The organism is Cryobacterium sp. Sr8 (assembly GCF_004403225.1).
Classification (GTDB): domain Bacteria; phylum Actinomycetota; class Actinomycetes; order Actinomycetales; family Microbacteriaceae; genus Cryobacterium; species Cryobacterium psychrotolerans.
In genome coordinates this window covers 43,060-62,692 of record NZ_SOHO01000041.1, presented here as the reverse complement: position 1 = coordinate 62,692, position 19,633 = coordinate 43,060, and the positions used below count along the sequence as shown (strand labels likewise).

Genomic DNA, 19,633 nt, shown 5'->3' with positions numbered 1-19,633 from the left:
GGGTCGGGCCTGTTGGATTAGAACCAGGTGGACGCGCGGACTTCCTTCATCGCTGCGCGACGGTTCTCCTTGTCCAGGCGGTCGAGGTAGAGCAGGCCGTCGAGGTGATCGGTCTCGTGCTGCAGCGCCTGCGCCATGACTCCCGTGCCCGACAGCTCGACCGTGTCACCTTCGAGGTCCGTGCCGACGACGCGGGCGAACGGATACCGCTTCGTCGGGTACCAGAGGCCGGGCACGGACAGGCAGCCTTCGTCGACCAGCTCCGGCTCGCCGGACAGCTCGACGATCGCCGGGTTGAGAATATAGCCGATGTCCCCGTCAATGTTGTAGCTGAACGCGCGCAGGTTCACCCCGATCTGCGAGGCCGCCACCCCGGCTCGACCCGGCAGCCGGACATTGTCGAGCAGGTCGGTGACGAGGGCGCGGACCCGGTCGTCGACGATGACTATCGGGTCGGAGACGGTCTTGAGGACCGGGTCTCCCAGGAGACGAATCTGGCGCTCAGGCACAGGGAACTTCCAATGATCGGGGCGAGGTCTCGGTCGGAGGCAGGGTTACCGGCTGCGGTCGGCCGGCAGGCCCTCGACGACCAGCGCCGCGAGGGTTCGCGCCGCCAGCTGCGTGATCGGCCGCAGGTCCTTGAAGGAAACGACGCTGCCGGCCGCCAGCTGCGGGTCGTACGGGATACGCACGATTTCCCGCACTCGTGACCGGAAGTGCGACTCGATCTCTTCCAGTTTGACCAGGTTGGTTCCCTGGGTCGCGGTGTTCAGGGCGACGATCGCGTTCCGCACGAGTCCGCCGTAGCCGTTCGCTTCGAGCCAGGTGAGGGTCTCAGAGGCCAGCCGCGCCTCGTCGACGCTTCCGCCGGAGACGATCACGACCGAGTCCGCTCGCTGCAGGGTGGCGCGCATGACCGAATGCACGATTCCGGTGCCACAGTCGGTGAGCACCATCGAGTAATAGCGGGCGGCGAGGTCTGCGACGACGTTGTAGTCGTCTTCGTCGAATGCCTCGGAGAGGAGCGGATCGGTGTCGGACGCCAGGATGTCGAGCCTGGTCTCGTCCCGGGAGACGAGGGCGGAGAAATCCGTGAAGTTGCCGATCGACGCGGCCCTGGTCACGACGTCGCGCACCGTCGACCTGGTCTGTTTGCTGACCCGCTCAGAGAGCGTTCCGCGGTCGGGGTTCGCGTCTACGGCGATGATGCGGTCTTCGCGCGCGTCGGCCAGCGCCATCCCGAGCAGCGTGGTCACTGTGGTCTTGCCGACGCCGCCCTTGCGGGTGAGGATCGGCACGAAGCGCGTGCCGCCCTCGAACTCCTTGCGGATGCGTTCGGTCATTTCGTCGTGCGCGATCACGCGGGCCGAGTCGCCGAGGTTCACCAGGTGCAGCGTGGCGTCGTAGACCAGCCGGTTGAAGCCGCCGCGCGGCGGGCGCCTGGTCTGGCGATTGACCGCCAGCAGGCGGTCGGAGGTCAGCATGTTCGCCGACTCCGGGACTCCGGCGCCGCGGACCTCGGAGCGGCCGGCCGACGGGTCCTCGGCCGCACCGTCGCCCCGGGTGACCGGAACGCTGATTTCGATGCTGCGGGTGCCGGCCTGCGGGGCCCGGGCGGCCGCAGCGTCCCTGCCCGTCCGGGCAGGGGCCGCCGTGCGCGTCACGGACCGCCGCGGCGCGTCCGCGACGCCGAGCGGGATGCTCAGGCTCTCCGGGAGAGCCGAAGCCCGGTTCTCGACCGTGTGCGGCAGAAGCTCGCTGTGATACTCATCAGTCGGCGGAGCGACCGGGTCGGCGCCCGTCTTGGCCGTGGGCCGCCGACCGACGTTCTCGTCGTCCCTGCGTGTGTCTGGCAACAGTCCAGTCTCCTCGTCGGTGGATCGAGGACCTATCCTACCGTGGGCGCACCACCACGAGCAGATCGCCCGCATCGACCTGCTGGGTCCTGGGAATCGCCACCCGCTCCACGAAGCCGTCGATGGGGCTGGTGATCGCCGCCTCCATCTTCATGGCTTCGATGGATGCCACGCTCTGGCCGGCCTTGACCGGGGCGCCTTCTTCGACCTGCAGGGTGACCACGCCGGAGAACGGGGCGGCAACCTGGCCGGGCTGGTTGGCATCCGCCTTCTCGGCCACCTTCGTCTCGACCGTGATGCTGCGGTCGCGCACGAACACCGGGCGGAGCTGCCCGTTCAGGATGGTCATGACCGTGCGCATGCCCTTGTCGTCCGCGTCGCCGATGGCCTCGAGCCCGGCGTACAGGCGCACGCCCTTCTCGAGCTCGATCACGTGTTCGTGGCCCTGCTTGAGCCCGTAGAGGTAGTCGACGGTGTCGATGACGGACAGGTCGCCGTACAGTTCACGGCTCTGCTCGAACTGGCGCGTCGGCGCGGGGAAGAGCAGCTGGTTGAGCATGGCCTGGCGGGTGCGGCTGTCACCGGCCAGGGCGGCGCGTTCCTCGGCGGTGATCTCGGTGACCCCGATCCGGATGGTCTTGCCGGCGAGCACCTTGCTGCGGAAGGGCTCGGGCCAACCGCCGGGCAGGTCGCCCAGCTCGCCGGCCATGAACCCGATGACCGAGTCGGGCACGTCGTACTTGTCCGGGTTCTGCTCGAAGTCGGCCGGGTCGGCGCGCACCGCGGCGAGGTACAGCGCGAGGTCGCCGACGACCTTGGACGACGGGGTGACCTTGGGCACCCGGCCGAGGATGGTGTTCGCCGCGGCGTACATGTCCTCGATCAGTTCGAAGTGGTCGGCCAGGCCGAGCGCGACCGCCTGGGTGCGCAGGTTGGACAGCTGGCCGCCGGGGATCTCGTGCTTGTACACGCGCCCGGTCGGCGAGGCCAGACCGGACTCGAACGGCCGGTAGACGTGCCGCACGGCCTCCCAGTACGGCTCCAGGTCGCAGACGTTCTGCAGCGACAGGCCGGTATCGCGTTCCGTGTGCGCCAGCGCTGCGACGAGGGACGATGCGGAGGGCTGGCTGGTCGTGCCGGCCAACGGGGCGCTGGCCACGTCGACGGCGTCCGCTCCGGCGCGGGATGCCGCGAGGAGCGTGGCCAGCTGGCCGCCGGGGGTGTCGTGGGTGTGCACGTGCACCGGCAGGTCGAACCGGTCCCGGAACGCGGTGACGAGCTTTTCCGCCGCCGCGGGGCGCAGCAGCCCGGCCATGTCCTTGATCGCCAGGACATGCGCACCGGAGTCCACGATCTGCTCGGCCAGGCGCAGGTAGTAGTCCAGCGTGTAGAGGTTCTCGGCGGGGTCGAGCAGGTCGCCGGTGTAGCAGACGGCGACCTCGGCCAGGCTGGTGCCCGTGGCCAGGACCGCGTCGATGGCCGGGCGCATCTGGTTCACGTCGTTCAACGCGTCGAAGATGCGGAAGATGTCCACTCCGGTGTCGGACGCTTCGCGCACGAACGCATCCGTCACCTCGGTCGGGTACGGCGTGTATCCCACCGTGTTGCGGCCGCGGAGAAGCATCTGGATGTTGATGTTCGGCAGCGCCTCACGCAGGGCCGCCAGGCGCTCCCACGGGTCTTCGCCGAGGAACCGGAGGGCGACGTCGTAGGTCGCGCCGCCCCAGGCCTCGACCGAGAGCAGCTCGGGGGTCATCCGGGCCACGTAGGGCGCCGCGGCGACCAGGTCCCGCGTGCGCACCCGGGTGGCGAGCAGGGACTGGTGCGCGTCACGGAAGGTCGTGTCGGTGACCGCGAGGGCGGTCTGCGCGCGCAGGGCGGTCGCGAACCCCTTCGGGCCGAGTTCGAGCAGCCGCTGGCGCGACCCTGCCGGAGCCGGAAGGGTCAGATCGATCGGCGGCAGCTTCTCGGCCGGGTGCACGGCGGTGGTGGGGGCGCCGTTGGGCTGGTTGACGGTCACGTCGGCGAGCCAGTTGATGATCTTCGTGCCGCGGTCCTTCGACGGGCGGCCGCGCAGCAGGTGCGGGCGCTCATCGATGAAGGACGTGCTCAGGTCACCGGCGGCGAAGTCCGGGTCGTCGAGCACGGCCTGCAGGAACGGGATGTTCGTCGAGACCCCGCGGATGCGGAACTCCGCCAGCGCCCGCCTGGAGCGGGTGACGGCCGAGGCGTAGTCGCGGCCGCGGCAGGTGAGCTTGGAGAGCATCGAGTCGAAGTGGGGGCTGATCTGGGCGCCGGGGTTGATCGTTCCGCCGTCCATCCGGATGCCGGCACCGCCCGGGGACCGGTACGTGGTGATCTTTCCCGTGTCCGGGCGGAAACCCGCATTGGGGTCCTCGGTCGTGATCCGGCACTGCAGGGCGACCCCGCGCATCTGGATCTTGTCCTGGGTCAGGCCCAGTTCGGCGAGGGTCTGCCCGGCCGCGATCCGCATCTGCGACTGAACGAGGTCCACATCGGTGACCTCCTCGGTGACCGTGTGCTCGACCTGGATCCGCGGGTTCATCTCGATGAACACGTGCTTGCCCGCGCGCTCCCCCACGGTGTCCAGCAGGAACTCGACGGTGCCGGCGTTGACGTATCCGATCGATTTGGCGAACGCGATGGCGTCCTTGTAGAGGCGCTCGCGGATCTCATCGGAGAGGTTCGGCGCCGGCGCGATCTCGATCACCTTCTGGTGACGGCGCTGCACCGAGCAGTCGCGTTCGAACAGGTGCACGGTCTCACCGGTGGAGTCCGCGAGGATCTGCACCTCGATGTGCCGGGGGCGGAGCACCGCCTGCTCGAGGAACATGGTGGCGTCGCCGAACGCGCTCTTGGCCTCGCGCATCGCCTCCTCGAGGGAGCCCCGCAGGTCCTTGGCGGAGTCGACCCGGCGCATCCCGCGCCCGCCGCCGCCGGCGACGGCCTTCGCGAACAAAGGAAAGCCGATCTCGGCCGCCTGGCCGATCAGTTCGTCCACGTCCAGGGACGGACGCGTGGACTGCAGCACCGGCACGCCGGCGGCGATCGCGTAGTCCTTGGCCGTGACCTTGTTGCCGGCCATTTCCAGAACGCTCTTGCCCGGGCCGATGAACGTGATCCCGGCCTCCGCGGCGGCCTCGGCCAGTTCAGGGTTCTCGGAAAGGAAACCGTAACCGGGGTAAATGGCGTCGGCGCCGCTCTCCTTCGCCACCCGGATGATCTCGCTCACGTCCAGGTACGCGCGCACCGGGTGTCCGGGCTCGCCGATCTGGTACGCCTCATCGGCCTTCAGGCGGTGCAGGGAGCTCCGGTCCTCATAGGGGTACACGGCCACCGTCTTGGCACCGAGTTCATAGGCCGCTCGGAACGCGCGAATCGCGATCTCTCCACGGTTGGCAACGAGGATTTTGGAGAACATTCAGACCTTTCGAGCGTGGCGCGGCACACAGCTGACGGTTAGGTTCTCTAAGACTAGTGAAGGTAACGTTGTCGATTGTGCATGTACTCAGCGTCAGCTCCCTCAAGGGAGGCGTAGGAAAGACCACGGTGACCCTTGGTCTGGCTTCTGCTGCCTTCGCCCGCGGTGTGCGCACCCTCGTCGTGGATCTCGATCCCCAGTCGGATGTGTCGACCGGGATGGACATCCAGGTCGCCGGGCACCTCAACGTCGCCGACGTGCTGGCCTCCCCCAAGGAGAAGACCGTGCGCGCCGCGATCGCCCCGAGCGGGTGGACGCGCGGCCGCCAGGGCACGATCGACGTCATGATCGGCAGTCCCTCGGCGATCAACTTCGACGGCCCGCACCCCAGCATCCGCGATATCTGGAAGCTCGAAGAAGCGTTGTCGACCGTCGAAAAGGAGTACGACCTCGTGCTCATCGACTGCGCCCCGTCACTCAACGCCCTCACCCGCACGGCCTGGGCCGCCAGTGACCGCGTCGCCGTCGTCACCGAGCCCGGCCTGTTCTCCGTGGCCGCCGCCGACCGCGCCCTGCGCGCAATCGAAGAGATCCGCCGCGGTCTGAGCCCGCGCCTCCAGCCGCTGGGCATCATCGTCAACCGTGCCCGCACGGCGTCCATGGAGCACCAGTTCCGGATCAAGGAACTGCGCGACATGTTCGGCCCGCTCGTGCTCAGCCCCCAGCTGCCGGAGCGCACCTCGCTGCAGCAGGCCCAGGGCGCAGCGAAGCCGCTGCACATCTGGCCGGGTGAAAGCGCGCAGGAGATGGCCGGCTACTTCGATCAGCTGCTCGAACGAGTGCTGCGCACCGCCCGCATCGGCGAATACGCCGAACAGCCCGCGACCTAGTTCTCGCCGAGCTTGACGCTTGCGGTCGAGCTTGACCCTTGCGGTCGAGCTTGACGGGCGTGCCAGGCAAGCTCGACCGGAACCGCCAAACTCGACGGTCAGGGGCGCGGGGCGACTGGGGGCGGTCAGGAGATCTTGCGGGTGCTGCGGCGCTGGGCGAGTTCGTCGGTGGGGTCGACGGTCTGGGTGTCCAGTTCGACCAGGCTGCTCTCGACCTCGCGCAGCACCTTGCCGACGGCGATGCCGAACACGCCCTGACCCCGGCTGACGAGGTCGATGACCTCGTCGTTGGAGGTGCACAGGTACACGCTGGCTCCGTCGCTCATGAGGGTGGTCTGGGCCAGGTCGCTCACACCGGATTCGCGAAGCTGGTTGACGGCGGTGCGGATCTGCTGGAGCGAGATACCGGTGTCGAGGAGGCGCTTCACGAGCTTGAGGACCAGGATGTCGCGGAATCCGTAGAGGCGCTGCGACCCGGATCCTGCGGCCCCGCGCACGGTGGGTTCGACCAGTTCGGTGCGAGCCCAGTAGTCGAGCTGGCGGTAGCTGATACCGGCGGCGCGAGCGGCGACGGCGCCTCGGTAGCCCGAGTTCTCGTCGAGTTCGGGCATTCCGTCGGTGAAGAGAAGTCCAAGACCGTAGCGTGAGGCGTCATCACGGGGATTGAGTTCACTCATTCGATCGCCTCTCGAGGGTTTTTGTCTGCGATATTCGGATCGCTGTGTCCACGTTATCGAGCCGGACCGCCCATCCGCCCGAAGGGGCGGGGCGTGTCGAAGTCAGGGTCGGCGCCGGGGCGGAAACGCTCTCCACTCTCGCCGTCTTCCAGTGTACGGCCTACTTCGTCAGTCGGCCCAGTGCGGAGCGAATCAGGCTGCTGCGGATGATCTCCAGCTGGCCGGCGATCTCGACGGCCGTGTCGGCCGCCTTGGCGCGGCTGGAGGGATCCTTGCGGCGGGACAGCGGCACAAGGGCGCTTTCGATCAGGCCGAGCTCGCGTTCGGCGGCGCCCCGGAAGCCGCGCAGGTGACGAGGTTCGATGCCGCTTCGCTGTAACTCGACGAGCGCCCGCAGCACCTGCAGCGCGTCTTCGCTGTAGTAGTCGGCCGGGATGATGATCGACGCCGACACGGCGTCGTGCATGAGCGCGGCGGATGCCCCGGCTTCGCGCACCAATTCGTCGCGCTGGAACCGGCGCATCGCGCTCAGCATCGTCGGGCCGGGCACGGCGCCGCCGGGTAACGTCGGCGAGAGCCCGGCATCGAGGTCGTCGAGGTAGCTCCGGATGACCTTCAACGGCAGGTAGTAGTCGCGCTGCATGGAGAGAATGAGGCGCAGTCGATCGAGGTCGCCGGCGCAGAACTTGCGGTAGCCGGATTCGGTGCGAGCCGGAGACACGAGGCCCTGTTCCTCGAGGAACCGCAGCTTCGAGGGCGTCAGGTCGCCGAATTCAGGCGTCAACCGAGCCAGGACCTGGCCAATGCTCAATAGCGGCGCTGCACCCGGGTTTCTGGCCCGGGCGGCGGTCGCGGGCACTATTCGCTCGCCAGGTGCGCGAGGTCGAGCCGCGAGGCGTAGAACGTGAGACGGAACTTGCCGACCTGCACCTCTGAGCCATCGGTCAGGCGTGCTGATTCGATCCGCGTGCCATCGAAGTAGGTCCCGTTGAGCGAGCCGAGGTCTTTCACCTCGAAGACCGTGCCGCTGCGGAGGAACTCTGCGTGACGGCGCGACACGGTCACGTCATCGAGGAAGATGTCGGCGTTGGGGTGCCGGCCGACGCTCGTGAGATCGGCGTCGAGGAGGAAGCGTGCCCCCGAATTGGGGCCCCGACGAACGACGAGAAGTGCCGATCCGGACGGCAGTGCCGCGATGGCTTCCTGCTCTTCGGCCGTGACGTCACCGTCGATCGCGGCAAGGTGCGCTGCGAACTCCTGGCTGAAAGTCAGCGTTGTGTCGGTGTTTTCGGGCGCAGGCCTGCGCTCGGGTTCGTTCTTCTGATCGAAATCGCCCACCGTAGACCTCCTAGACATCCAGCGTATCGGATCGCGAGGCCGGATCGGCACGCGGGATCCGAATCACCCGGGCGGTTTCGACGGCGTAGATGACGCCGGCCCACCAGTAGAGGAAAACGCCCCAGAGACCGAAGGCCCAGCCCACCGGTTGGGACCACCAGGCAAGGTCCGGAAAGGCCTGGCCGAGCATGATCATCGGCAGGGCGTAAAAGAGACAGAACGTGGCGGCTTTGCCGAGCTGGTGCACCGGGAGCGGACCGAAGCCGAAGTTGGCGAGGATCACGCCGAGGACGAGCATGAAGACATCCCGCCCGACGACGAGCACGACGAACCACCAGGGCACCACTTCCCGCCAGGCCAGGCCGAGGAGCGCCGCGAAGATGTACAGCCGATCCGCCGCCGGGTCGAGGAGCTGGCCAAGGCGGGTGATGAGTCCCCACCTCCGGGCGATGAGGCCATCGAGGAAGTCCGTGAGGCTGGCGACCGCCAGCACCAGGAGCGCCCAGGCGTCTTCCCCGACGACGAGCAGCACCAGGAAGACGGGCACGAGAAGCAGGCGCAGCATGCTCAGCAGATTGGGTACCGTCCATACCCTCGTACTCACCTGGTTTCCCGTTGCCCCTGTCACAGTTCCCGAGTCTAGTGATCGTCCGCAGGGCCGGGGCGAACGCCGGACGTCTACGCCGATGACTTCGCTCTGCGCGTGCCCTTCCCTGTGTGCGGGGACTCGGAGGCATCGTCCTTCTTGCCGGGTCCGCGGCTGCGTTCGACGCTGCGCTTGAGCGCCTCCATCAGGTCGAGCACCGCTCCCCCGCCGGCCTCCTCGCCCGTGGGCTCCTCGCCGAAGGTCGCGGCGGTGTCGACCGCGTCACCCTGGGCGAGTTTCGCGTCGATCAGCACGCGCAGGTGCTTCTGGTAGTCGTCGGTGAAATCCTGGGGGGTGAAGTCGGACGAGAACGAGTCGACGAGCGCCGCTGCCATGTCGAGTTCCTTGCCGGAGATCGTGACCTTCTGCTCCAGTGCCGGGAAGCTCGCCTGGCGGATCTCATCGCCCCAGAGCAGTGACTGCAGCAGCAGGACGTCGCCGCGCACGCGCAGGGCGCCGAGGCGGGACTTCTGCCGGAGCGCGAAGTGCACGATCGCCGTGCGGTCGGTCGCTTCGAGCGTTTGCCGGAGGAGCACGTAGGCCTTGGAGGATTTGCCGTCCGGCTCGAGGTAGTAACTTCGCTCGAACATGATCGGGTCGAGCTGCTCGGTCGGTACGAACTCGACCACGTCGATGTCGCGGCTCCTCTCCTCCGGCAGGGATTTGATGTCTTCCTCGGTCAGGATCACCGTCTTGTCGCCGTCATCGAATGCCTTCGCAATGTGCGCATAGTCCACGACGCGGCCGCAGACTTCGCAGCGCCGCTGGTACTTGATGCGCCCGCCGTCGGTGTCGTGCACCTGGTGCAGCGCGATGTCGTGGTCTTCCGTGGCGCTGTAGACCTTGACCGGCACGTTGACCAGACCGAAGGTGATCGCACCCTTCCAGATCGATCTCATGAATCCAGTACACACCGCAAGGCCCGATCGGGCTAGCTATACCAGGCCCGGAAGGGCATGCTGAGGGCATGGCCGAGACCACGCAGGTCGTGCTCGTCGGCAGTCGGCGGATCAAACTGACCAACCTCGCCAAGGTGCTGTACCCCGAAACCGGCACCACCAAGGCGGATGTCCTCGGCTACTACGCCGCCGTGGCCGACCTGCTGATCTCCCACGCACGGAACCGCCCCGCCACTCGCAAGCGCTGGGTGCACGGCGTAGGAACGCCAGGCGAGCCGGGGCAGATGTTCTTCGAGAAGAACCTCCCGGCCGCCACGCCCGACTGGGTCAAGCGCGGGCGCATCCTGCACACCGACCGCGCCGTGGATTATCCGCTGGTCAATGACCGGGCCACGCTGACCTGGCTGGCACAGATGGCCGCGCTCGAAATCCACGTCCCGCAGTGGCGGTTCGGCCGGGGTGGCCAGCCGAGGAACCCCGACCGACTCGTGCTGGACCTCGACCCGGGCGAAGGTGCGACTCTCGCCGAGTGCGCCGAGGTCGCCCGGCTGGCCCGAGTCATCCTGCGCGACATGAACCTCGACCCGATGCCGGTGACGAGCGGGAGCAAGGGCATCCATCTCTACGCCGCGCTCGACCTCAGCCACACCTCGGACGAGGTGTCCCGGGTGGCGCACGAGCTGGCCAGGGCGCTGGAGGCCGACCACCCGGACCTCATCGTCAGCGACATGAAGATCGCCCGCCGCGCAGGCAAGGTGCTGGTGGACTGGAGCCAGAACAGCGCGGCGAAGACGACGATCACGCCTTACTCGCTGCGGGGGATGTTCCGCCCGATGGTCGCCGCGCCCCGCACCTGGCGCGAGCTGGCGTCACCGCAGCTCGAGCAGCTCGATCTCGAACAGGTCATCGCCCGGATGAAGCATCGCCGGGATCCGCTCGAGTCGTTGCTCGGTGCGCCGGCGGCGCCGGACGACGACAAGCTGGCGGCCTACCGGGGCAAACGCGACCGGGCCAGGACACCCGAGCCTGTTCCGGAGGCCCCCGCCGCGGCATCCTCCGGCCGGTCCTTCGTGATCCAGGAGCACCACGCGCGCCGGCTGCACCACGACCTGCGGCTCGAACGCGGCGGGGTGCTCGTCTCCTGGGCGCTGCCGAAGGGCGTGCCGACGGACCCGGCCCGGAATCACCTCGCCGTGCATACGGAAGACCACCCGCTGGAATACGGCTCGTTCGAAGGGACCATTCCGGCCGGGGAATACGGGGCCGGCGAGGTCACGATCTGGGACCGCGGCGAGTACGAACTGGAGAAGTGGCGCGACGACGAGGTCATCGCGACGCTCCGGGGCGAGCCGGGGGGCGGGCTCGGCGAGCCGCGCCGGATCGCCCTCATCCGCACCGGCCGGGACGGTGATGACAAGAACTGGCTGATCCACCTGATGAAGGCCGCGACGCCCCCCAGGCGGGCCGCCGGCGCCTGCGCCCAGGCAGCCGCGACCGCGACCGTGGACGCCACCGCCACCGCCACCGCCACCGCCACCGCCACCGCCACCGCCACCGGCGTCACCCTGGCCGCCCGCGGGCGCTCGTACTCCCCGATGCTCGCAGCCCTCGGCTCACCGAGCGACCTCCGCGACGAGGACGAGTGGTCGTTCGAGATGAAGTGGGACGGGATCCGCGCAATCGCGTACCTGGCGACGGAGGGCCCCGAGCGCAGCGTGAGGCTTCTCACCCGGAACGGCAACGACGTCACGGCCGCGTACCCCGAGATCGTCGAAGGGCTCCTCGATGCGGTCAGGGCGGACTCGGCGGTGCTCGACGGGGAGGTCGTCGCGCTCAATCGCCGCGGTCGTCCGGATTTCGGCCTCCTGCAGACCCGGATGGGGCTGAGCGCGGCCAGGGACGTGCGCGCGGCCAGGGCGGGCACGCCCGTGCATTTCATGGCCTTCGACCTGCTGGAGCGCGGCGGCGAGGCGCTCACCAGGGAGCCGTACGCCCAGCGCCGGCGGGCACTCGAGGAGACGGTGGCCTCCGCCGGGACCGTGCAGGTGCCGCCCGCGTTCGACGGGGACTTCGCCGCGGCCTTCCGGAGCAGCCGCGACCTCGGCCTCGAGGGGGTGATCGCCAAGGAACGCGACGGCGACTACCTCACGGGCCGCCGCTCCAGGACGTGGCTCAAGCTCAAGCACCACCGCAGCCAGGAGGTCGTCATCGGCGGCTGGCGCCCCGGCAACGGTCACCGCGGGGGCACCTTCGGGGCGCTGCTCCTCGGCATCCCGCACGAAGGCTCCCTGGCCTACGTGGGGCGCGTGGGCACCGGATTCCGGGATCGCGACCTGGCCGATGCGCTGAAGCGCCTGGCCCCGCTCGAGCGCAGCACGAGCCCGTTCGCCGACGTGCCGCCGATCGACGCACGGGGCGCCACCTGGGTGCGGCCGGTCCTGGTCGGGGAGGTCGAGTTTGCCGAGTGGACGTCCTCAGGGCGGCTGCGGCAACCGTCGTGGCGAGGCTGGCGGCCGGACAAGTCGCCCGCGGATGTCGTGCGGGAAGAGCCGGCACCGGGGTGAGGCGCCTGTCTTGCCCGTTACTCGAGCCGGGCCCGAATTCGCGGCCAGCTCTCGGCGAAACCGGGATGCAGCGGCAGCTCGTCGACGTCGGGGACGGCAACCCAGCGCAGCGCGATGCTCTCCTGGTCGCTGATCACCGGTTCGAAGCGCGCCGTCGCGCGCACGACGACCGTCGTGTAGGACCAGAAGCCGAGGTCGAGCACCGAGGTGAATCGCACGCGCAGCAGGTGGGCCGGGACACCGGCCTCTTCCTCCGCCTCGCGAATGGCGGCTTCCAACGCGGTTTCGTGTTCGTGGCGCGCGCCGCCCGGGAGACCCCAGGAGCCGCCGAAGTGGCTCCAGACGGCCCGGTGCTGCAGCAGAACCCCGAGCTCGTGGTGGTGCACCAACAGGCCCGCGGCTCCGAAGCGGCCCCAGAACCTGGCGCCGTCGGGCGCGTAGACCCAGTTGTCGCCGCTGCCGCTCATGCTTCAAGCATGCCTCACCGGACGCTCGGCTCGCTGGGCAGGTCAGATCGAGACGACTGCGTGCACGCTCGCATCGCCGAGTCGGCTTCGGCCGGCCAGGTCCGTGAGCTCCACCACGACGCCCACGCCGGCCAGGACGTACCCCGCGCGCTCGATCAGGCGCGACGTCGCCGCGACGGTGCCTCCCGTGGCCAGGACGTCGTCGAGCACGAGCACGCGGGAACCGGCCGGCAGCTGGCCCACCTCGAGTTCCAGCCGGGCCGAACCATACTCGAGGTCGTACTCCTCGGTCAGGACGGTGCCGGGCAGTTTGCCGCCCTTGCGGACGGCCAGCACGGCCACATCCGCCGCGTAACCGACGGCCGCCGCGAGCAGGAAGCCGCGCGCCTCGATCCCCGCGACGGCGTCGAATTGGCCGTGATGGCCGTCGACGAGTTCATCGACGATGCTGCGAAACGCCGCGGCGTTGGCGAAAACCGGGTTGAGGTCCCGGAACATGATCCCCGGCTGCGGGAAGTCGGGGTACGAGGCGAGGAGGGAGCGAACGTGCGCGGCGGCGGGAGAAGTCACCGTTCCAGCGTAGGCGCTGGCCCGCGGCCAGGAGTCCGCGGGGTGACGACGGCCGCGGACACGGCAAGGCTGAGCGTGTCCAGAAAATGGATGACGGCCTTCTGCTGGGCGACGCTGAGACCCTCGGCGACGTCCAGCATCCGCCCGTGCATCGCCGAGAGCGTCGCGCGCACCTCCCTGTGCGCGCCAGGCGTCGCGTGGAGCAGCTGAGCCCGGCGATCGCTCGGGTGAGGCTCCCGCCGGATGTGGCCGGATTCGACGAGCCGGGACAGCAATTTCGCCGTCGCGGCGGACGAAATGCCCAGCACCGCGCTGAGATCCTTCGGGCCGACGGCGCTCCCCCGTGCCTCCGCGGCGATCAGGTGCCGGATGGCCAGGAGGTCGGTCTCGTTCATGTCCATCTCGGCCTGGGTGCGGTGACGCATGGCGCTGTCGGCGGCGCGAAAGCGGCGCAGGGACTCGAGCACGCGCATGGCGCGGACGATCTCGTCATCGTCGGCCCGATACCAAAATGATGCCGATGGCTCTTCCGGTTCTTTTCGTTCAGGCATGGCCCCATGCTAACGTGACCTATCGCTAACTTGGTTAGGTACTTTTTCGGGTATCTTGGCCGACAGAAGAGGGAGTACGGCCGTGCAGACCGCAGACACACTCGTGGAACACGTCATCCTGCTCGACCAGGATGGGCGTGAGATAGGCACGGCGCCGAAGGAGAGCGTCCACGGCGCGGACACGTCGTTCCATCTGGCCTTCTCCTGCTACGTCTTCAACGACCTCGGCGAGGTGCTGATGACCCGGCGCGCGCTCGGCAAGAGGGCCTGGCCCGGCGTGTGGACCAACTCCTTCTGCGGGCATCCGCTGCCGGCCGAACCGCTCACGGCGGCGGTCACGCGGCGAGCGCGCTTCGAACTCGGCCTGGATATCAGCGCCATCTCCGTCGCCCTCCCCTTGTTCCGCTACCGGGCGACCGACAGCTTCGGCACGGTGGAAAACGAACTCTGCCCGGTCTATGTGGCCACGACCTCGGCCGAACCCGAGCCGAACCCGCGCGAGGTGATGGAGTACCGCTGGGCGGATCCAACCACCCTGCGCGGTGCCGTGCGCGACGCACCGTGGGCGTTCAGCCCCTGGCTGGTCCTGCAGGTGAAGGAGTTGGATCGTTTCCGTGCGTGAGATCGCCACAGCGGGCGTCGAGACGGAACTCCAGCGCTACTTCGCGGCCGCCCGGCTCCGCGCGAGCGACTACGGCGACCATTACGTTGCTCTCTGGGACTGCCTCGAGCAAGCCAGCACGGGCGGCAAGCGGGTGCGCCCGGCGATGGTCCTGGCCGCGTACGCCGGATTCGGGGGTCGGGACCTCGCCCTCGTCACCCCCGTCGCGGTGAGCTTCGAACTGCTGCACACGGCCTTCCTGATCCACGACGACGTGATCGACCGCGACCTGGCCCGGCGGGGCATCGCTAACATCGCCGGCCGGTTCAACGACCGCGCCCTCGCCCACGGAGCCGAGAGCGGGCAGGCCGGCGCCTGGGCGGTGACGGCGTCCATTCTCGCCGGGGACCTCGCGCTCAGCGAGGCCCACCGCATCCTGGCCCGGCTGCCCGTCGAGGCCGGCCGGCGGATGAGACTGCTCGACCTGCTCGATCGCGCGGTCTTCGTCTCCGCCGCCGGGGAGCTCGCCGATGTGACGAACGCAGCCAGGCCCCAGCCGCTCGGCGTCGCCGAGGTGCTCGCGACACTCGAGCAGAAGACGGCCGTCTACTCCTTCGAGGCGCCGCTCCAGGCCGGGGCGGTCCTGTCCGGGGCGACCGACGCGGCCATCGATGTGCTCGGGCGGTTCGGACGCCTGGTGGGCGTGGCGTTCCAGCTCACCGATGACATCCTCGGCGTCTTCGGCGACCCGGCGAGGACCGGCAAGAGCGTCGTCGCCGACCTGCGCGAGGGCAAGCAGACCGCCCTGATCGCCCATGCCGGCGCGACGATGGCGTGGCCGGCGATCGCGCCGTACATCGGCAAAGCCGACCTGAGCGCGCCGGAAGCCGATGTGGTCAGGGACCACATCCGCGCCTGCGGAGCCCTGCAGGCGGTGGGCGACCTGGCCCGGGACCACGCGGCGAAGGCCGTGGAGTCACTGGACACGCCCCTCATCCCAGCCCAACTGCGCGGCACGCTCACCACGCTCGCCGGCTCCGCCGTCAACAGGTTCCGATGACGCGCCGAAACCGGGCGGAGCCGACCGACATCGACCGGTACAACGCGGCGGCTCGGTCGAGTTCGGCCACCGTGATCGACGCGTACTCCACCTCCTTCGGGCTGGCCACCCGGCTGCTGGCCCCGAGCGTGCGCAGCCAGGTGCGGACCGTCTACGCGCTGGTGCGCATCGCCGACGAGATCGTCGACGGCGCGGCGACCGGAGCCGGGCTGGACCTGGCCGCCCAGCGCGAACAGCTCGACGACCTCGAGCGGGAGACCGAGCGGGCGATCCACGGCGGGTACAGCACCAACCTCGTCGTGCACGCCTTCGCCACCACCGCACGACAGGTCGGCATCGACTTTCGACTCACGGCGCCGTTCTTCGCGTCGATGCGGCGAGACCTGGATCCCTCCCCGTTCACCGAGGCGGGCGTGGCCGAGTACATCTACGGCTCCGCGGAGGTCATCGGGCTCATGTGCCTGCGCTGCTTCATGCAGGAATCCCGGTCGTCGACCACGGAGCTGGCGCTGCTCGAAGATGGCGCCTGCCGCCTCGGCGCCGCCTTCCAGAAGGTCAACTTCCTCCGCGACCTGGCCTGCGACCGCGACACCCTGGGCCGCAACTACTTTCCCGGGGTCGACGTCGCCGCCATGACGGATGCCGACAAGAACCGGATCCTCGACGACATCGACGCCGACCTCGCCGTCGCCGAGAACGTGCTGCCCATGCTGCCCGGCGGGAGCCGCCGCGCCGTGACCCTCGCCCACCGCCTCTTCTCCCGCCTGTCCAGCCGGTTACGGGCCACTCCGGCCCGGCAGCTCCTGCGCGCCAGGGTGCGGGTTCCGGATGCCGAGAAACTCGTGATCGCCGTCGCGGCGACCCTCGGCTCCGGGACGTGGAAGCGTTGACGCGGCACGCCAGGCGCACCCGCACCGTCGTCATCGGCGGCGGCATCGCCGGACTGGCCACCGCAGCCCTGCTCGCCCGGGAGGGTCACGACGTGACCCTGCTCGAGGCCCGGGGGGAACTCGGCGGCCGCGCGGGCAGCTGGGACGCCGGCGGTTTCCGGTTCGACACCGGGCCGTCGTGGTACCTCATGCCCGAGGTCTTCGACCACTTCTACCGGCTGCTCGGAACCAGCGCGGCCGAACAGCTCGACCTCAGCCGGCTCGACCCCGGCTACCGCGTCTACTTCGAGGCGCAGGCCGAGCCCGTCGATATCGCGGCCGACCGTGAAGCGAACCTGCGCACCTTCGAGCGGATCGAGCCGGGTGCTGGGGCCGCCCTCGACCGCTACCTCGACTCGGCCGAGGAGACCTACCGGATGGCGGTCGGGCGCTTCCTCTACACGAGCTTCGCCTCCTTCCGGCCGTTCCTGGACCGGGCGGTCATCGGCCGCCTCGGCCGGCTGGCCCGGCTGCTGCTGCAGCCGCTCGACCGGTTCGCCGCGGGGTACTTCCGTGATCCCCGGCTGCGGCAGATCCTCGGTTTTCCGGCGGTCTTCCTCGGCTCGTCGCCGGGCCGCACGCCGTCGATGTACCACCTGATGAGCTACCTCGACCTGGCCGACGGCGTGCTCTACCCGCAGGGCGGCTTCACCCGCGTCATCGACAGCATCGCCGACCTCGCCCGGGCGGAGGGTGTTCGCGTGCTCACCGGGGCGCGTGTGACCGGGATCCGCGCGGCGGCGCCGACGACAAGCCGCGGGAAGACCCGCCGGACCGGCGCCGCCCGACCCCCGGCGAGCGCGGTCGCCGGGGTGAGTTACCTCGGCCCGGACGGGACCACCGTCGAGCTCGACTGCGATGTCGTCGTCTCGGCGGCCGACCTCCATCACACGGAGACCGAACTGGTACCGGCGGAGCAGCGGACCTACCCGGAGCGGTGGTGGCGGCGCCGGGTCTCCGGCCCCGGAGCGGTGCTGGTCATGCTCGGCGTCCGGGGCGAGCTGCCCGAGCTCCAGCATCACACCCTGTTCTTCACCACGGACTGGAAGGAGAACTTCGGCCGGATCTTCGGCAAGAACCCGAGCGTCCCGGCCCCGGCATCCTTCTACGCCTGCATGCCCAGCGCGACCGACGCCACGGTGGCGCCGTCCGGCACGGCGAACCTGTTCCTGCTCGTGCCGATCCCCGCCGACCCGTCGCTGGGGCGGGGCGGCATAGCCGGCGCCGGTGACGCCGCGATCGAGGCGATCGCGGATGCCGCGATCGGCCAGCTGTCGGAGTGGGCGGGCATCCCCGACCTGATGGAGCGAATCGTCGTGCGGCGCACCGTCGGGCCGGGCGACTTCGCCGAGGACCTCAACTCCTGGCGAGGCGGGGCGCTCGGGCCGGGGCACACCCTGCGGCAGAGCGCCTTCCTGCGCGGCTCCAACGCCTCGGCCCGGGTCGACGGGCTCTATTACGCCGGGGGCACGACCATCCCGGGCATCGGCCTGCCGATGTGCTTGATCAGCGCCGAGATCCTGCTGAAACGCATCCGTTCAGACACGTCGACCGGTCCGCTCCCGGAGCCGTTGTGAGCGCCGCCTACCTGCTGACCCTGGTGGCATCCCTGGCCGCGATGGTCGTGCTGGACCGGAGGTTCCGCCTGTTCTTCTGGCGGGATGCCCGCCGCGCCGCCTGGGTTCTCGGCGCGGGCGTGCTCTTCTTCCTCGCCTGGGACCTTCTGGGCATCGGCTTGGGCATCTTCTACCGCGGAGAAACAAACCTGATGACGGGCCTGCAGCTGGCCCCGGAGCTCCCCGTGGAGGAACTCTTCTTCCTCGCCTTCCTCTGCTACCTCACCATGAACCTGGTCCAGGGCGCGCGGCTGCTGCGCACCCGGCCTGCCCGCACCCGGCCTGGCCGCACCCGGGAGCGCACCCGGGAGCGCACCGAATGAGCTACCTGCTGCTGGATGCCGTCTTCCTGACCGCCGCTGCCGCCGTAGCCGTGTTCGCGCTGCGGCAGCGGCGCCCGGGCCGGACCGGGGTGGCCGCCGTCGGGATCGCCCTCGCTGCCCTGCTGGTGCTCACCGCCGTCTTCGACACCGTCATGATCGCGGTCGGGCTCGTCGCATACGATCCTGCGCTGCTGATCGGGTTCCGGGTGGGCCTGGCCCCGCTGGAGGATTTCGCCTATCCGGTCGCGGCGGCGCTCCTGCTGCCCGCGCTGTGGACGCTGCTGGGGAGAGAACATGAGTGAGGCGCGCACGTCGGCGGGCTGGAAGGCGCGCCAGGTGCTCCTGTCGTCCCGGCCGCTCAGCTGGATCAATACCGCCTTCCCGTTCGCCGCCGCCTACGTGGTGACCACCGGCCGGGTCGACGCCCTGCTCGTGGTCGGCACGGTCTTCTTCCTCGTGCCCTACAACCTCCTGATGTACGGCATCAATGACGTCTTCGATTACGAGTCCGACCTGCGCAATCCGCGCAAGGGCGGCGCGGAGGGGGCGTTGCTGGACCCCGGGCTGCACCGCACGGTGATGGCCGCCGGCGTGCTGACCGCGGCCCCGATGCTTGCCCTGATGCTCCTGCTCGCCGGCGCGGAGCATCCGTCGGCCTGGCTCGTCCTGGGCCTCAGCCTGTTCGCGGTCGTCGCCTACTCGATTCCCGGGCTGCGCTTCAAGGAGCGGCCGGTGCTCGACTCGATCACCTCGAGCACGCACTTCGTGAGCCCGGCCGTCTACGGCCTCGCCGTCGCGGGGGCCGTCTTCACGCCCGCCCTGCTCGCGCTGCTGGCCGCGTTCTTCCTCTGGGGCATGGCGAGCCACGCCTTCGGCGCCGTGCAGGATGTCGCGCCCGACCGGCAGGCCGGGATCGCGTCGATCGCGACCGCGTTCGGCGCCGCCCGCACGGTGCGCCTCGCGATCACCGGGTGGGCCCTGGCCGGCCTGCTCATGCTGGCGACCAGCTGGCCGGGACCGTTGGCCGCCGTGCTCGCCCTGCCCTACATCCTGGCCGCCTGGCCGTACCGGTCGATCCCCGACGACCGGGCCGAGACCGCCAACGCCGGGTGGAAGCTCTTCCTGTGGCTCAACTTCCTCACCGGGTTCCTCGTGACCATGCTGCTCATCGCCTGGGTGGCCGTCCGGGGAAGCTGAGCCCGCC

The 19,633-nt window shown here is 69.6% G+C and carries 20 protein-coding genes; 9 read left to right on the top strand and 11 right to left on the bottom strand.

Annotation, left to right across the window (positions count from 1 at the left end; genetic code table 11):
• Positions 1–17: 17 nt before the first annotated feature.
• The 3 genes from def to E3T54_RS07610 are packed head-to-tail and all read right to left on the bottom strand — an operon-like array spanning position 18 to position 5,298.
• Positions 18–509, bottom strand: coding sequence for a peptide deformylase (gene def / locus E3T54_RS07620; RefSeq protein WP_134475195.1), 492 nt, complete (start codon positions 507–509; stop codon positions 18–20).
• 45 nt (positions 510–554) lie between these two features.
• Positions 555–1,856, bottom strand: a complete 1,302-nt coding sequence (locus E3T54_RS07615) for a MinD/ParA family protein (RefSeq protein ID WP_241977116.1) — start codon at positions 1,854–1,856, stop codon at positions 555–557.
• A 37-nt stretch (positions 1,857–1,893) separates the two neighbouring features.
• On the bottom strand, positions 1,894–5,298 hold the full coding sequence (locus E3T54_RS07610) for a pyruvate carboxylase (protein WP_134475194.1): 3,405 nt from the start codon (positions 5,296–5,298) through the stop codon (positions 1,894–1,896).
• 77 nt (positions 5,299–5,375) lie between these two features.
• On the opposite strand from E3T54_RS07610, the gene E3T54_RS07605 reads away from it, so the two are divergent.
• Positions 5,376–6,188 (top strand): ParA family protein, encoded by an 813-nt coding sequence (locus E3T54_RS07605; RefSeq protein WP_092321699.1) that lies wholly within the window; start codon positions 5,376–5,378, stop codon positions 6,186–6,188.
• A 125-nt stretch (positions 6,189–6,313) separates the two neighbouring features.
• On the opposite strand, the gene E3T54_RS07600 is transcribed toward E3T54_RS07605, so the two are convergent.
• From E3T54_RS07600 to E3T54_RS07580, 5 genes are all read right to left on the bottom strand, one after another.
• The gene (locus E3T54_RS07600) at positions 6,314–6,865 is read right to left on the bottom strand and encodes a MerR family transcriptional regulator (protein ID WP_092321463.1); all 552 of its coding nucleotides are present in this window, start codon (positions 6,863–6,865) and stop codon (positions 6,314–6,316) included.
• 160 nt (positions 6,866–7,025) lie between these two features.
• Positions 7,026–7,724 carry a MerR family transcriptional regulator gene (locus E3T54_RS07595; RefSeq protein ID WP_092321462.1) on the bottom strand — a complete coding sequence of 233 codons (699 nt, stop codon included), beginning with the start codon at positions 7,722–7,724 and terminating at the stop codon, positions 7,026–7,028.
• On the bottom strand, positions 7,724–8,221 hold the full coding sequence (locus tag E3T54_RS07590) for an FHA domain-containing protein (RefSeq protein WP_092321461.1): 498 nt from the start codon (positions 8,219–8,221) through the stop codon (positions 7,724–7,726). Before E3T54_RS07590 ends, E3T54_RS07595 begins: the two co-directional genes overlap by 1 nt.
• On the bottom strand, positions 8,214–8,807 hold the full coding sequence (locus E3T54_RS07585; protein WP_338419104.1) for a CDP-alcohol phosphatidyltransferase family protein: 594 nt from the start codon (positions 8,805–8,807) through the stop codon (positions 8,214–8,216). Before E3T54_RS07585 ends, E3T54_RS07590 begins: the two co-directional genes overlap by 8 nt.
• A 74-nt stretch (positions 8,808–8,881) precedes the next feature.
• Complete coding sequence (locus E3T54_RS07580; RefSeq protein WP_134475193.1) at positions 8,882–9,748, bottom strand: Ku protein; 867 nt, start codon at positions 9,746–9,748, stop codon at positions 8,882–8,884.
• A 68-nt stretch (positions 9,749–9,816) separates the two neighbouring features.
• On the opposite strand from E3T54_RS07580, the gene E3T54_RS07575 reads away from it, so the two are divergent.
• A complete protein-coding gene (locus tag E3T54_RS07575; protein WP_134475192.1) occupies positions 9,817–12,312 on the top strand; it encodes an ATP-dependent DNA ligase in 2,496 nt (831 codons plus the stop codon).
• A 17-nt stretch (positions 12,313–12,329) separates the two neighbouring features.
• Here E3T54_RS07575 and E3T54_RS07570 read toward each other — a convergent pair whose 3' ends face one another.
• From E3T54_RS07570 to E3T54_RS07560, 3 genes are read right to left on the bottom strand one after another with little or no spacing between them, the layout of a single operon-like run.
• A complete protein-coding gene (locus E3T54_RS07570) occupies positions 12,330–12,779 on the bottom strand; it encodes an NUDIX domain-containing protein (RefSeq protein ID WP_092321457.1) in 450 nt (149 codons plus the stop codon).
• A 42-nt stretch (positions 12,780–12,821) separates the two neighbouring features.
• On the bottom strand, positions 12,822–13,349 hold the full coding sequence (locus tag E3T54_RS07565; protein WP_134475191.1) for an adenine phosphoribosyltransferase: 528 nt from the start codon (positions 13,347–13,349) through the stop codon (positions 12,822–12,824).
• Positions 13,346–13,900 (bottom strand): MarR family winged helix-turn-helix transcriptional regulator, encoded by a 555-nt coding sequence (locus tag E3T54_RS07560; RefSeq protein WP_134475190.1) that lies wholly within the window; start codon positions 13,898–13,900, stop codon positions 13,346–13,348. Before E3T54_RS07560 ends, E3T54_RS07565 begins: the two co-directional genes overlap by 4 nt.
• Positions 13,901–13,982: 82 nt before the next feature.
• Here E3T54_RS07560 and idi point away from each other — a divergent pair, with 82 nt between their 5' ends.
• From idi to E3T54_RS07530, 7 genes are read left to right on the top strand one after another with little or no spacing between them, the layout of a single operon-like run.
• Positions 13,983–14,522 carry an isopentenyl-diphosphate Delta-isomerase gene (gene idi / locus E3T54_RS07555; protein WP_134475189.1) on the top strand — a complete coding sequence of 180 codons (540 nt, stop codon included), beginning with the start codon at positions 13,983–13,985 and terminating at the stop codon, positions 14,520–14,522.
• Entirely contained in the window at positions 14,515–15,561 is a 1,047-nt protein-coding gene (locus E3T54_RS17295; RefSeq protein WP_134475188.1) for a polyprenyl synthetase family protein, read from the top strand. The genes idi and E3T54_RS17295 overlap by 8 nt, the downstream gene beginning before the upstream one ends.
• A complete protein-coding gene (locus tag E3T54_RS17290) occupies positions 15,558–16,451 on the top strand; it encodes a squalene/phytoene synthase family protein (RefSeq protein WP_241977113.1) in 894 nt (297 codons plus the stop codon). The genes E3T54_RS17295 and E3T54_RS17290 overlap by 4 nt, the downstream gene beginning before the upstream one ends.
• Complete coding sequence (gene crtI / locus E3T54_RS17285) at positions 16,439–18,067, top strand: phytoene desaturase family protein (RefSeq protein WP_241977112.1); 1,629 nt, start codon at positions 16,439–16,441, stop codon at positions 18,065–18,067. The genes E3T54_RS17290 and crtI overlap by 13 nt, the downstream gene beginning before the upstream one ends.
• Positions 18,064–18,429, top strand: coding sequence for a lycopene cyclase domain-containing protein (locus E3T54_RS07540; protein WP_134475187.1), 366 nt, complete (start codon positions 18,064–18,066; stop codon positions 18,427–18,429). Before crtI ends, E3T54_RS07540 begins: the two co-directional genes overlap by 4 nt.
• Entirely contained in the window at positions 18,426–18,731 is a 306-nt protein-coding gene (locus E3T54_RS07535; RefSeq protein ID WP_134475186.1) for a lycopene cyclase domain-containing protein, read from the top strand. Before E3T54_RS07540 ends, E3T54_RS07535 begins: the two co-directional genes overlap by 4 nt.
• The gene (locus E3T54_RS07530; RefSeq protein ID WP_134475185.1) at positions 18,724–19,626 is read left to right on the top strand and encodes a prenyltransferase; all 903 of its coding nucleotides are present in this window, start codon (positions 18,724–18,726) and stop codon (positions 19,624–19,626) included. The genes E3T54_RS07535 and E3T54_RS07530 overlap by 8 nt, the downstream gene beginning before the upstream one ends.
• Positions 19,627–19,633 lie beyond the last annotated feature (7 nt).

What these genes read in the sequence shown, in the direction of transcription:
- E3T54_RS07535 (WP_134475186.1), top strand. Translation starts at nt 18,426, where the DNA reads ATGAGCTACCTGCTGCTGGATGCCGTCTTCCTGACCGCCGCTGCCGCC.
- E3T54_RS07570 (WP_092321457.1), bottom strand. Translation starts at nt 12,779, where the DNA reads ATGAGCGGCAGCGGCGACAACTGGGTCTACGCGCCCGACGGCGCCAGG.
- E3T54_RS07575 (WP_134475192.1), top strand. Translation starts at nt 9,817, where the DNA reads ATGGCCGAGACCACGCAGGTCGTGCTCGTCGGCAGTCGGCGGATCAAA.
- E3T54_RS07600 (WP_092321463.1), bottom strand. Translation starts at nt 6,865, where the DNA reads ATGAGTGAACTCAATCCCCGTGATGACGCCTCACGCTACGGTCTTGGA.
- E3T54_RS07610 (WP_134475194.1), bottom strand. Translation starts at nt 5,298, where the DNA reads ATGTTCTCCAAAATCCTCGTTGCCAACCGTGGAGAGATCGCGATTCGC.
- E3T54_RS17290 (WP_241977113.1), top strand. Translation starts at nt 15,558, where the DNA reads ATGACGCGCCGAAACCGGGCGGAGCCGACCGACATCGACCGGTACAAC.
- E3T54_RS07580 (WP_134475193.1), bottom strand. Translation starts at nt 9,748, where the DNA reads ATGAGATCGATCTGGAAGGGTGCGATCACCTTCGGTCTGGTCAACGTG.
- E3T54_RS07530 (WP_134475185.1), top strand. Translation starts at nt 18,724, where the DNA reads ATGAGTGAGGCGCGCACGTCGGCGGGCTGGAAGGCGCGCCAGGTGCTC.
- E3T54_RS07590 (WP_092321461.1), bottom strand. Translation starts at nt 8,221, where the DNA reads ATGTCTAGGAGGTCTACGGTGGGCGATTTCGATCAGAAGAACGAACCC.
- E3T54_RS07560 (WP_134475190.1), bottom strand. Translation starts at nt 13,900, where the DNA reads ATGCCTGAACGAAAAGAACCGGAAGAGCCATCGGCATCATTTTGGTAT.